Origin of the sequence: Rhodopirellula sp. P2 (genome assembly GCF_028768465.1) — a bacterium.
Taxonomy (GTDB): Bacteria; Planctomycetota; Planctomycetia; order Pirellulales; family Pirellulaceae; genus Rhodopirellula.
The window spans coordinates 3,959,257-3,971,448 of record NZ_CP118225.1; the positions used below are offsets into that span (position 1 = coordinate 3,959,257).

The following is a 12,192-nucleotide window of genomic DNA, read 5'->3' on the forward strand; positions in this document are numbered from 1 at the left end:
TGCATTGGGCTGTCGTGAGAGGTGTCAATCGCCTTTGCGATGGCATCAGAATTCGCCGTTGATCACTTCTTTGGACGAACGCGTTCCCAGTGCACCCCACAATCCGTAGGGGCTCGGGGCACCGGGCGAGTTCCATCGCCAGATTGGTTCTGCTCCCGAGTTCCCGGCTTCGATGGAATCGGTGATGAATTTCACCGCTCCGTCTCCCATCAGCACATGCACACCGCCTTGGTGGCGGCTGGAGGTTGGGAACGAGGTCAGCAGCGATGCCGTGTCGGTGGTGCAGAGTTCGCGGTTGGGGGCCAGCGCCGTGTTGCAGGCACTGAAGTTTTGGTACGCATCGGCCCATCGAAATCCGCGACCGTCGGTGACTGCAACGCGCGGGTCGGCTGCTGGTCCCCAGAATTGAGGCCGTTCCGGATCGATCCAGTTGGGCAATTGGATCGCGCACCACTCCGGATTTTTGGACGGGCCGGCAATCCAGGAAGCTTGGTCGACCGCGATCGTTCGCTTGTCGTCATCGCCTAAGTCGGTTGCGATTTCACCCGCCGCAATCGTGTTGGACAGGCCGTCCAGGATGTCGCGGAACGCCATGTTCTTGTGCATCACAAAGAAGCCACGAGCCGACGCTCGGGTTTCTTCCGAGCGAACGGAATCAGGTTGCAGGTAGTCGTTCAGTCCACCCTCGTGAACGTTGTAAACGCTGTCGCCGAAAGACGCCGCGTAGTTGGTGCGCCCAAACGCAGGGAGTCCCGAACCCGGATCGCTTGGGCAACGGAAGGTCGGCATCTCTGTCACCCATGGGCCATAGTCGAGACGCGTTGGCGAAGGGCCCATTGCTGGCCAAGGGGGCGTCCGCGTTGACTTGTCGGCATTCCGGCCGTTCGGGCGACTGATGGCGTCCCACATCGCTTGCTGTTCCATGAATGGCAGCAAGCCAACGAGCATGCTCAGCCGGAGGTTGTTGGCAACCTCACTGCTGGACCACCATGCTGCTGGCCCCGAGTTGAGCGAATCGTATGTTCCTGCTCCCTGGGCAGGCAGCCGATTGTAAGCTGAGTGGTAGTTGTGCATGGCCAACCCAATCTGCTTGAAGTTGTTGCTGCAACTCATTCGCCGAGCGGCTTCTCTGGCGGCTTGCACGGCGGGCAACAGAAGCCCCACGAGCACGCCGATGATTGCAATCACCACCAGTAGTTCAACGAGGGTGAAGCCTTGTTTCGGTTTCTTTTTCGACGGCATGGTCAGTGGTCCGGTGACGCTAAAAGCTGCTGGAAATGAACGCCGGGATGAGATCGTTCGAAAAGCCAAGCGATATTAGTTTGCGTCGGACGCCTGAAAACCCCTCTCGTAGATGAACATTTGTAGAGCGGCGTTGATCGGTCCCGCAGCGAGCAAGGGTGTGCCTTCAAGTTGCCATGCAAGCGTTTAGAAAGGCATTTCTAAGCGCTGATCGTGGCCGGCAGAAAGCGAAGAATCAGGTCAATAAGCAACCCCAGGTGAGAAGTGTCAGGTGCCTTTTGTGAGAAGCATCCCTGGCGGCGTTCGGGCAAAGGGCACCTGACAGTCAGTTTCCGACCGTTCCTAAGAAGTGCCGTCCAGGTATTGCGTGAACGAATCGGGGACAGTTTGATTCAGCGGTTTGGAGCAACTCGTATTTCAGCTGAAAGCTCTTGAAATGCGTCCAGCCATTTCGCGGTGATGGCCTCCGCAATTCCCGCGTCTTCTTTCTCGCGAAGCTCTTTCGCTGTTCCGCCCCAGTAGAAGCTGATCCAACCATCGACATGAGTTTCAGACTGCAGGACGAAAGTCGTCAGCTCGTCGATTCCACATTTCATTGGGAACATCTCTTCAACGACCAAGGGCTTTCCGACTTCGTAGGCCTGCAGTGATTTCAAGGCGTGGTCAATCTTTCCTTTTTCGGGATAGAAATGAACCGAGGTAAAGTCCAGTCGCTTGCCAATGACGGGCGAATAGAAGAGCGGCTTTCCACCACCAAAGACGAACACCCAGGGGATCACACCGACGGTCACCATGGTTTCTGAATCGTGTTCGCGAATCGCGTCGACCATTTGGTTGACCCAGGCTTCCGCGATCTCTTCGCGGCTTCTTCCCTTTCGGTCGAGTGCCAGTCGTTGCACAAAGAACTTGCCGCCCAGTTCGCCGGCCAACCAATCCGTCTCGGGGGACTCGCCTGGCAGGATCGGTTCGTTCATCAGGTCGTAGCAAAAGATCGCCGGGCTTCCGGCGCACGTCTTCGCAACCGACGACCAAAATCGGGCCTGGACCTTCCAGCGTTCCGCCTCGTTGAGTTCATTCAGCCAGCCCGGAATGTTGGCTTTGTGGTAACACGCCAACCCGGTGAGATCGAGGTACAAGCGTTTGGACTCGGCCAGTTCGATCAGTCGCTTGAGTTGGTCAACCTGCGATTGAGACACCTGCTCGGGTGATTCCATCCACAGGCCGAGTTGCAGGTGAATCCGAACGCAGTTGGCACCGAGTTGTTGAATCTCGCCAAAGTCTTCGGCGACTCTGTCCCACTCTTCGATCCAGTACTCATCGAGCAGGCGTCCTGATTGATCATGATCGTAGTTCACTCCCCAGACCACAAAGGGCTGATCTGAACCGGCTTGAATGAACGATTGCCCGTCCGGGCTGACTCGGATCGCCGGCAAGGGCTCCGCGGCCTGGCTCACCAGCATCGAAAATGGAATCAGCACGAAGGCAAAACACGCTCTCAACATGATCCGTTCTCCCAGTTGCGATCACTCGCGGGTTGATTGTTCCAGCGTCTGAAACGCTCGGTAATAGCGTCGCCCAAATTCGCGATACGCCTCAGCTGAAAAATGAACTTGATCCCCTTTGTGCGTCAAATCGTCTGAAACGACAAAGGCTGTGTTCGTCATCCGTTCGGGCAGGGTCCGGTGAGCTTGGTCGACCAATTTGCGAAATTCGTTCCAGGGACGTTCGGGGAATTGACCCAACTGCCCCACCAAGATTGGAACGTCGGGAGAATGGAACTCGCGACGAAAGCGTAGGAACAAATCATCGAGTTCGGCTTGATAGTCCTGGGCTCGCTCTGGGGAGGAATCGGACTCGCCTTGGTGCCAAAGAATCCCTTTCAGTTCGCCTGCCTGCATCGCTTGCTGCATCCTTTGCAGGCAATCGTCATAGGGATGCGATTTGGTCTGGGCGTGAAAGCCATTGGGCTGCCAGGCTTCCAGTGACGAACCGCCCGCGGCGGTCGGGATCAAGCCAACGGTTGCCTCCGGATGAGCGTTGGCGTACTCGATCGCAAAGGTGCGTCCCAGCCCAACCCCCGCGATGCCGGGTTTATCAAAGTGGACCGGAGCTACTGCAGGTACAAAGTGGCCCTCTTTGTTCAGCATGAGGACACGCGGGTGAGGCTGAAGGTCTTGCTCTTCGATCTTTCCGCGTCCCGCCATGTTGGACTGGCCCGCAAGCAGAAACAGATGCAGGTTGGTGGGGGGAGGCGTTTCGGACGCGGATTCGACTTCGCTGCCAGTGTCGTCCGAGGCATGACCGGCGCCGAATGCGGTCGGTCCAGAGGTCAAAAGCAGGCAGATCGAAGCTGAGAAGAAGTGACGCCAAGTGGGGTGCATTGCAGTTCCTTTGGAATGAAACTGCGATGATACCATTGTTGGCGGCAGGTGGATCGAATGTCAGGCAGTGGCCTGTTGCGGGCGGGGGCTAGATCGCTTCTCCACCACGTTCACCCGTCCGAATTCGGACGCAGTCGTCCATGGGCAGGACGAAGATCTTCCCATCGCCAATTTCGCCGCTCTCACCGCTGCGGCCGCCTTCCAGAATGGCGTCGATGGTGGGCTGCACGAACTCTTCGTTCACGCCAATTTGCAATTGCACTTTTCGGAGCAAGCTGACGCCGTAGTCGCGGCCACGCATGGAGCCTGTTTGGCCCCGTTGGCGGCCAAACCCTTGGCAATCCACCACCGTCAGGCGGTGCACCTCCACTCGGGTCAATGCCTCTTTGATGGCATCCAATTTGGAGGGTTGAACGATTGCGATGATCAATTTCATGGACGGTGCAAGTCTGAAGTTGCGAGCAGGCAAATCGAGCGAGCTATTCGAGCGGGCAAGGAGGTTGCCCTTTCGGCGTTCAGGTCCGCTCCTGATCGCTGACCGAAAGCTGGTGGCGTCGAGGGCCAACCAAGAATTTAGTCGATCGCCAGTTTTTCGCGTAGACCCGGTGATTGACGGTTTGCCACGTCTGGGGCGATGAATCGCTGGCAGCGCAAAAAAAAAGACCCCGACCCGCAACAGGTGAGGCGGACACCTGTCGCGGATCATTGGGGCTTCTTCTGGCCCAGGCAAGAGCCGAGAAGTTCAAAGGCACCGCGCTGCGACGCCGCCGAGTGTGGTAACGGCACATTCGGCGACATCACTGCGGTGGGTAGAACTAGATCACCGATCCGCCAGCGACGGCGTCCGATGGATAAGCGTGCATACCGTGTTCGCTGATATCCAAACCAGCTTGTTCTTCTTGTGGCGAAACTCGCAGCATGCCCATCGCTTTGAGAACTCCGAAGACGACCGACATGGTGATGAAGGCCCAGGCACAGATCGAAGCGGTTCCGATCAGTTGAATCATGAAGCTGGTCGAGCCAGATTCGAGGTGAGCGTTTGGCAGGATGCCGAGAGCCATGCAGCCCCAAACACCACAGACACCGTGGACAGGGAAAGCACCGACGGGATCGTCGATTTTGGCTTTGTCCAAGACGATGATGCTCAGCACAACCAAGGCACCGGCAACACCACCGACAACGATTGACATCGTGTTGCTCATCGCGTCACAGCAAGCCGTGATGCCAACCAATCCGCCCAGTGCACCGTTCAGGCCCATGGTCAGGTCAGGTTTGCCGAACAGGCCCCAGGAAACAGCGGTTGCAACAATCACGCCAGCGGCTGCGGCGAGGGTGGTGTTCACAGCGATGAAGACGGTTGCGTCAATGTCAGCTGACGATTGGAAAGCCAGTTGGCTACCCGGGTTGAATCCGTACCACCCCACCCACAGGATGAACACACCCAGAGCAGCGAAAGCAACGTTGTGACCTGGCAAGGGAACGCTCTTGCCTTCAGCGGTGTAGCGACCCAGGCGAGGGCCGAGGAAAATCGCACCAGCGAGGCCGGCGAAACCACCGACTGCGTGAACCACTGCCGAACCAGCGAAGTCTTGGAAGCCCATTGCGAAGCTGCCGTCAGCGGCTTGTTCGCCGAACTGCATCAACCATCCGCCGCCCCATTTCCAGAAGCCGCTGATCGGGTAGATCAATCCAGTCAGGAGGGCACTGTAAACCAAGTAAGCGTTGAATTTCATTCGGCCAGCAACAGCACCGGAAACGATCGTTGCGGCGGTTGCAGCGAAGACGGCTTGGAAGAACCAGTCGACTTGTGGCGAGAATGTTTGGTCGGGACTCGATTCGTAGATCCCTGTGCCACCAAAGGCGAAGAAACCGTTTGTGACATCGCCATAGCTGCCCGGATACATGATCCCGAAGCCGACGAAGAAGAACAGGAGTGCCCCAACGGACAAATCCATCAAGTTCTTGGAAAGGATGTTGATTGTGTTCTTGGAGGAGTTCAGCCCGACTTCGACCATCGCGAAGCCAGCTTGCATGAACAGAACCAAGACGGCACAGAGAAACAGGAAGCCATTGTCGAAGGCGTACCCGACTCCCGCATCCGCTGCGGGTTCCTCTGAATCAGCGTCACCCGCGTCGGCGACCTCTGCAGTTTCCATTGCAGCCGAGGGCTCTTCCTGAGCCGAAGCTACCGACGCGAGTGAACCGCCGATCCCCATCATCCCCACAAGGAGAGCCATAGTGAGCATGGCGAAGCGGAACCCAGTCCGTTCACCGCCAAGCTCGTGTGTCGTAAATGCTGAGATCGAACTCATGTGGTCTTCCTTCTCGTAAGACAGATTGGTGTGACACGACACGTTGCCTTTGGCACCCATTGCCAAAGTGATTCATTCACCGTGTCGAATCGTTTCGAACCAAGTGCTGCACCGCCGTCCACCGTCCAACTCCTGCCCGGGCCATCCTGAATCGCTCGTGAGTCGTGCGTTGTCCTTTTGGGAAGCACTTCTTTTCGGACGATGGCTATTGGCACACTCCGGGCCAAACGCAAGGAAGGTAAATTGAAATGTGGTGTAAGGCGTTTGTCAGAAGTGACTTAAAACTTTGCGAAAAGATTGGTGCTTTCGGTTGGGCCGCGTGCCAAAACTTTCCGTGCCTAATACGCAGGCATTCATGCTGGGGAGACGCGTAAAAAAGAGGCAGGTTGATTCGCCGGCGGAGGGAGGGCAAATCGCAGCTCTGCTGTTTCTCGCCAAAGCGGGGCCCACTCCGCTCCCCTCGCTTTGCTTGATCCTCCCGGAGGGAGTGGGATGAACCAATGCCGGTCGATACGAGACTGAACAGCCACAAGACCAACGAAGTTTGGGGAGGTCGCGTGACGTCGTTCAGGCGTTCACGAAGGAGGGGACACGGCGTCTGGTCAGCCGTGACGGATCGAACCACCTCGTTGGTTCGGTCGTCCTGTATTTGAACGAAAACAAACGGAGCGAACGGGGTGAGGGATGCGCCAGACCGCCTAAGGTGCAGAAGCAACCGAAACCCGATCCCTGCGGAGTTTGTGACGCCGTCTTCACAGCCCCCTCATAATTACGCCTGACAGGGGGCATGCATTCGTTTAAACTATTTGGTGTGACGTCGGTCATCTGGCGTCACTCCCCCCACCCGGACGACTCTCGTCCGTACTCCTCTCTTTTCATCCCACCGAATCGGTTCTTTCCTCATGGAACCTTCCTCCACGCCGGGCCCGGCGCGCAATGGTCGCCGTAGCAACCGACGCATGCGCCACCCAGACAAAGACGTCGATAAACGCGTTCGCGAGCTCGATGCGGAACGCGATCCGCTCTCGTTGCCCGAAGAGATTGTCAGTGAAGTGACACGCGCGGGCGGTCGAGTTGGCATTCCCGCGAAGGATCAATCCTCGAAGCAAGCGTTGAATATCAACGATTTGCAGAAGCTTGATCACGATGAGTTGCTGGCTCTGGCCGAAACGGAAGGCTTGCAAGAGATCGCAGCTTTGCCGCGGCAAGATCTTGTCTTTCGCCTGCTGAAGGCGCGGATGAGCGCCAACGGTTTGATGTACGGCGAAGGCACGCTGGAAATCCTCCCCGACGGGTTCGGGTTCTTGCGAAGCGCGCAGTACCACTACCTTTCCTGTCCCGATGACATTTATGTCTCGCCCAGCCAGATTCGACGGTTTGGTCTGCACACGGGATCGCACGTTGCTGGACAAATTCGTCCGCCCAAGGAAAACGAGCGTTACTTCGCGCTCCTTCGGATTGAAGCGATCAATCACGCCGATCCGATGCAGCGTCAGCGTCAGAAACCGTTTGACGATTTGACTCCGTTGCACCCGCGGGTGCGAATTGTCACTGAGTATGACGCACAAGAACTGAGCACACGGGTGGTCGACCTGTTCACGCCGATTGGATTTGGCCAACGCGGATTGATCGTCAGCCCGCCACGCGCTGGCAAAACCATGTTGATGCAGAGTTTGGCTCGCGGTGTACTGAACAATTACCCGGACGCGTATGTCGTTGTGCTGCTGATCGATGAGCGGCCCGAGGAAGTCACAGACATGGAACGCGAGATCACTTCGCCGCAGTGTGAAGTGATCAGCAGCACGTTTGATGAACCTCCGGCGCGACACATTCAAGTCGCTCAGATGGTTGTTGAAAAAGCCAAGCGAATGGTGGAGTCGGGAACCGATGTGGTCATCTTCCTGGATTCAATCACGCGATTGGCGCGGGCTTACAACAGTGACAGTGAATCAGCGACCGGCAAACTCTTGACGGGTGGCCTGGACGCGGGAGCCATGCAAAAACCAAAGTCCTTCTTTGGGTCGGCTCGAAAAGTCGAAGAAGGAGGCTCGCTCACGATCTTGGCGACCGCCTTGGTCGACACGGGCAGCCGCATGGACGATGTGATCTTTGAAGAATTCAAAGGCACCGGCAACTTGGAAATCGTTCTGGACCAAGACTTGGTGGCTCGACGAGTTTGGCCAGCCATTGATCTGACACGCAGCGGCACACGACGCGAAGAAATGTTGCTGGATCAAGAAGAGCACCGCCGGATCGAAACTTTGCGACGCGAGTTAGCGGATCATTCGCCGGTCGATTCCATGACGGAACTGATCAAACGCATGCGGAAGACCCAGAACAACGCCGAGTTTCTGATGAGTGTTCAGCCTCAGGATTGAGGGCTTCACTCTCCCACTGACCAACTTTCTCACCTCCAATTCTTCTTCGAGAATTCGAATGCCCTCCATTGATGGAACCACAGGAAACCTGCCCAGCGGACGCGTCGCGATCATCGCCAGTCGGTACAACGCCAACATCTGCGATTCGATGGTCCAAGCGGCCTTGCAATCGCTCACCGACGCTGGAATTCCGGCGGACAAGCATTGGTTGATCCGTGTGCCAGGAGCCTGGGAATTGTGCTGGGCGGTGGAGCAAGCGTTCCAGCATGCCGATGTGATCGGTGCCATCACCCTGGGGTGCGTGATCAAAGGCGAAACCACTCATGATGAACACATCAACCGCGCCGTCAGTGACACTCTGATGGAACAGTCAGTGCGATCCGGTCGTCCGATTGGGTTTGGGTTGTTGACTTGCAACACGGTCGAGCAAGCCATCCAGCGCAGCGGTGGGACGGTGGGCAACAAGGGGCACGAAGCCGCTGATGCGATGTTGGAAATGCTGCGTTTGCAAACCAAAATGCGTTAGGATTTGTGACTGAGTCGACGCTTTGCGAAGGGGACCAAACCGCGTTCGCAAGGAAGGGATTCTTCCGCCGCAACCGGAGCCGCACATGACTCGATTGTTCATCCAGTTCTATTGTGGCGTGCTGCTGATCTTGTTCATCGCTTGGGTGATTCAAGCGTACGTGTTCCGCGGCACGACGGAAGCTCAGAACATTTCGGTCATCGAAAGTGCGCTCAGTGGTGGGGCGCTGCTCGCTCGCGACGAGATTGTCGCCGGTGGCATGGACCATCTGGATGAGACCGTTGCCAGCATTCAAGCTCGTTTCGCGTACCCGGTCCACGTGGTCGATCGCTCCGAGCGACGGATCTCATCGACTCTCTTGCAGCGACTCGATGCTGGCGAGGCGGTGCTGTTTGGCGAGAGCATGGAAGTGGCGCTTCCCAAAACACAATGGCTGGTCGAGTTGGGACCGCTGCCTCGGTTCGCTGGTCCACGCCGCAGTGACATCCTGCTGGGGTTGGGAAGCGTCTTTGGGTTGGTCGCGATGGCCATTGCGATCTTGATGCGACCCATTGCTCGGCAGTTTCGCAGCGTCGAGCAGACGGCGCTGGCGATCGCGGAAGGTGACTTTTCCGCTCGGATCAAAGACACAGGCCGTCGTCGCAGCCTGCCGATTGTAGGGGCGTTCAACACGATGGCCGAACGTGTGGAGTCACTGCTGCAGTCGCAGAAGGAGTTGCTGCAAGCGGTCTCACACGAGTTTCGAACGCCACTCGCTCGGATCAAATTTGCAACCGAACTGGTGCGGTCCGCCGACAGCGAAGAGAAACGCAATCAGCGAATTGATTCGATCGACGATGCGACCGACAAACTTGATGACTTGGTCGCTGAACTGCTCCACTACACACGCACAGACGAGCAATCGCAAGTTGCACCTCGCGAACGGGTTTCCGCGCAAGCAATCGCCGTGGACGCGATTGGGCAACACGCTCCCTTGCATCCCAACATCCGCTTCGACTCGCCCACCGGTTCGGAAGCCATTGATTTGGTGACGTACGAAGCCGGTTTGGTTCGAGCCCTCGGCAACCTGGTTGGCAACGCGGGCAAGTACGCCAACTCACAGGTTCGCGTGACCATCACCGGCCAATCCAATCGCGTTCGGTTTCTGGTCGAAGACGACGGGCCTGGAGTCCCTGCAGCGGATCGGCGGTTCATCTTCGAGCCCTTTCATCGCCTGTCGGGGGACTCGCAACCTGGAACGGGATTGGGGCTCGCCCTCGTGCGACGCATCTGCCGGCGACTGGGAGGCGCTGTCACAGTGGACGACAGCCCACTGGGTGGAGCTGCGTTTCAAATCGAACTGCCACAAAGTTTGCTGCCGATGCCTCCTCATCACTCGGTGCCAGCTCGAACCGAAGACCGTTGATCGCGGTTAAAATGAAAGCGGAGCGAAGGAATCGCTGCGGCGACGTTCTTTGCAGTCCGCGATCTGGTCATCCCTTTCTGAGGCAAAAACATGAGCACCCAGTTGCCCTCGACCAGCAGACCAGCAAACTTCCGCAGGCGACTCTTGTTTCTCGCCGCGTTGATCGTTTTCATCGGTGTCCCGGCGTACTTGGAATTCAAACTTCGACGTCCCGTCGGAGAGGGACCAGCCGGTCCACGGATTTCGATTGAACCGTTCGAATCCGCTTGGACTGAGCGCCGAGTGCATCTGCTCGGGATCGGCGACAGCGTCACGCGAGGCCTGGGGGCGAACTCGAAATCACATTCTTACTTCGAACGCTTGCGCCAGAATCCAAAGGACGAATGGCCGGACATGCGAGGCAAGCATTTGTCCGCGGTCCTGCCGAATCTGAGCGTTTCCAACGTCGCGGTTTCCGGGTCCACTTCGCTGGACCATGAACGCATCATCGAGACGGAAATCGAACCATTCGATGCGGATGTGTTTGATTCATTGGACGAAGGCACGCCAGAACTGAGTCACCGAAATGCCTCCGCTCTGACGTCGCTTGGTCGTTGGCATTCGTCTCAGTCGGAGATCGACGCCAGGCTCGTTGGCATCCCTTCGCAATCGAATTTGGCTTGGACGGATTGATCGGTCAGCGAGATCACCCAGAGGCTCGCGTCGCCGGGGTTGGTGATCGCGATCTGGCGTCCTCGCGGCAGGAAGACGGCGTCGTGATGGCCGAAGTGACCTTCGATCTGGCTCGGTCCCACCGCGATCGGTGCACCCGCTTTGGCGTCGGAGAAATCTCCATTGCCGTCGGGATCCAGTTCCACCACGTAGAGCTGATCGTTTTCAGGGGCCACTTTCGATTCGGCAAAACACAATGCGAGCGGTCGTCCGCCGGAGCCTTTGCCGACGATCGGTGTCCGCAGCGACTGATCGCTGGCAAGTTCCATCGGCATCGATTGGATCTTGGGTTGATCGCTCGAGGCATCGATGAAGCAGAGCAATGATTGATCCGCTTTGCCACTGGTGAAGACGACCTTGTCACCGAGAGTCGCAAACGCCCCCGTGCGGAGAGGGTTGCCATCCGAGTCCGTGCCGATTTCAAGCTGATTGACTTGCACAGAATCGGCCGCGTCGTCAACTTCCAAGTCTGCTTCGACCCAGCAGATGCCTTCGGCGGGCGCGAAGAAGACTTTGCCGTTGCAAGATGTCGCCCCGTGCAGGCCGCCTGTGGGGCAATCGAGCCGATATCCCTTGCCCTTGTTTTCTGCCAAACCGACCACGTCGACTCGTCCCGCATCGTCACCTTGGCCGTGAATCCAAGTGCTGTACGCGACCTTTCCATCGGCCACCGCCAGCGTGATGTGGCCTCCACCACCTTCATGGAACTGCCCTGCGGCCGCGGGCGTCTTGGCTTGTCGAACACTTTTCGCGTTCATCACGGTGAAGCCATTGCGTTGATCGTTTGCCATCACAAACGATTGTCCGTAGCGATACAGGTGAGCTGGGTTGCCCTGGCCGTCGTCGATCAATTGGGAGTGCACCGAGGGCGGTGCTGGAAAACGCCAGTGGAAGTGATCGCCGTGTGCCTCTTGGGTGGCACCCGATTCGATCGCAACCCAACCACTGCCGATGTCACCGTCTGCTTCGTCACGCACGCCAACGACGAGCAGCCCGTCATCGATTTGCATCTGAACCAGCGTCTGCTCGTCCACATCCAGTTTGGGGAAGCCTTCAATGGCCCGCTCTTCCAGTGAGTATCCCGCCTTTGTCTTTTGAAGGTCGCCCCATTTCAGGGCTGCACTGGAGTGGTCTTGCCAAAAGAGACGGGCGATCGTGCGTCCTTCCGCGTGGAGGTTTGAATTGCCGCACCAGGAGAGCGCCGCCAAGGTCAAGATGAATGTTCGAATGGTCATGG

10 protein-coding genes are annotated in these 12,192 nt (G+C 57.5%); 4 read left to right on the forward strand and 6 right to left on the reverse strand.

What is annotated here, in order from left to right:
- Window positions 1-45: 45 nt before the first annotated feature.
- The 5 genes from PSR62_RS13885 to PSR62_RS13905 form a co-directional block, all read right to left on the reverse strand.
- Entirely contained in the window at window positions 46-1,242 is a 1,197-nt protein-coding gene (locus PSR62_RS13885) for a DUF1559 domain-containing protein (protein ID WP_274403602.1), read from the reverse strand.
- A 392-nt stretch (window positions 1,243-1,634) separates the two neighbouring features.
- Entirely contained in the window at window positions 1,635-2,744 is a 1,110-nt protein-coding gene (locus PSR62_RS13890) for a cellulase family glycosylhydrolase (RefSeq protein ID WP_274403603.1), read from the reverse strand.
- Window positions 2,745-2,765: 21 nt separating this feature from the next.
- Complete coding sequence (locus PSR62_RS13895) at window positions 2,766-3,623, reverse strand: sialate O-acetylesterase (protein WP_274403604.1); 858 nt, start codon at window positions 3,621-3,623, stop codon at window positions 2,766-2,768.
- 88 nt (window positions 3,624-3,711) lie between these two features.
- Window positions 3,712-4,059, reverse strand: coding sequence for a P-II family nitrogen regulator (locus tag PSR62_RS13900; protein ID WP_007327264.1), 348 nt, complete (start codon window positions 4,057-4,059; stop codon window positions 3,712-3,714).
- Window positions 4,060-4,438: 379 nt separating this feature from the next.
- The gene (locus PSR62_RS13905; protein WP_274408231.1) at window positions 4,439-5,842 is read right to left on the reverse strand and encodes an ammonium transporter; all 1,404 of its coding nucleotides are present in this window, start codon (window positions 5,840-5,842) and stop codon (window positions 4,439-4,441) included.
- Window positions 5,843-6,894: 1,052 nt separating this feature from the next.
- On the opposite strand from PSR62_RS13905, the gene rho reads away from it, so the two are divergent.
- From rho to PSR62_RS13925, 4 genes are all read left to right on the forward strand, one after another.
- A complete protein-coding gene (gene rho / locus PSR62_RS13910; protein ID WP_443217273.1) occupies window positions 6,895-8,313 on the forward strand; it encodes a transcription termination factor Rho in 1,419 nt (472 codons plus the stop codon).
- A 58-nt stretch (window positions 8,314-8,371) separates the two neighbouring features.
- Complete coding sequence (gene ribH, locus PSR62_RS13915; RefSeq protein WP_274403605.1) at window positions 8,372-8,839, forward strand: 6,7-dimethyl-8-ribityllumazine synthase; 468 nt, start codon at window positions 8,372-8,374, stop codon at window positions 8,837-8,839.
- Window positions 8,840-8,924: 85 nt separating this feature from the next.
- On the forward strand, window positions 8,925-10,244 hold the full coding sequence (locus PSR62_RS13920) for an ATP-binding protein (RefSeq protein ID WP_274403606.1): 1,320 nt from the start codon (window positions 8,925-8,927) through the stop codon (window positions 10,242-10,244).
- Window positions 10,245-10,334: 90 nt separating this feature from the next.
- Window positions 10,335-10,916 carry an SGNH/GDSL hydrolase family protein gene (locus PSR62_RS13925; RefSeq protein ID WP_274403607.1) on the forward strand — a complete coding sequence of 194 codons (582 nt, stop codon included), beginning with the start codon at window positions 10,335-10,337 and terminating at the stop codon, window positions 10,914-10,916.
- Here PSR62_RS13925 and PSR62_RS13930 read toward each other — a convergent pair.
- Window positions 10,850-12,190: a hypothetical protein gene (locus PSR62_RS13930; RefSeq protein ID WP_274403608.1), complete on the reverse strand. Its 1,341-nt coding sequence runs from the start codon at window positions 12,188-12,190 to the stop codon at window positions 10,850-10,852. The genes PSR62_RS13925 and PSR62_RS13930 overlap by 67 nt on opposite strands.
- Between the last annotated feature and the right edge of the window lie 2 nt (window positions 12,191-12,192).

What these genes read in the sequence shown, in the direction of transcription:
- PSR62_RS13885 (WP_274403602.1), bottom strand. Translation starts at nt 1,242, where the DNA reads ATGCCGTCGAAAAAGAAACCGAAACAAGGCTTCACCCTCGTTGAACTA.
- PSR62_RS13890 (WP_274403603.1), bottom strand. Translation starts at nt 2,744, where the DNA reads ATGTTGAGAGCGTGTTTTGCCTTCGTGCTGATTCCATTTTCGATGCTG.
- PSR62_RS13895 (WP_274403604.1), bottom strand. Translation starts at nt 3,623, where the DNA reads ATGCACCCCACTTGGCGTCACTTCTTCTCAGCTTCGATCTGCCTGCTT.
- PSR62_RS13900 (WP_007327264.1), bottom strand. Translation starts at nt 4,059, where the DNA reads ATGAAATTGATCATCGCAATCGTTCAACCCTCCAAATTGGATGCCATC.
- PSR62_RS13905 (WP_274408231.1), bottom strand. Translation starts at nt 5,842, where the DNA reads ATGATGGGGATCGGCGGTTCACTCGCGTCGGTAGCTTCGGCTCAGGAA.
- rho (WP_443217273.1), top strand. Translation starts at nt 6,895, where the DNA reads ATGCGCCACCCAGACAAAGACGTCGATAAACGCGTTCGCGAGCTCGAT.
- ribH (WP_274403605.1), top strand. Translation starts at nt 8,372, where the DNA reads ATGCCCTCCATTGATGGAACCACAGGAAACCTGCCCAGCGGACGCGTC.
- PSR62_RS13920 (WP_274403606.1), top strand. Translation starts at nt 8,925, where the DNA reads ATGACTCGATTGTTCATCCAGTTCTATTGTGGCGTGCTGCTGATCTTG.
- PSR62_RS13925 (WP_274403607.1), top strand. Translation starts at nt 10,335, where the DNA reads ATGAGCACCCAGTTGCCCTCGACCAGCAGACCAGCAAACTTCCGCAGG.
- PSR62_RS13930 (WP_274403608.1), bottom strand. Translation starts at nt 12,190, where the DNA reads ATGACCATTCGAACATTCATCTTGACCTTGGCGGCGCTCTCCTGGTGC.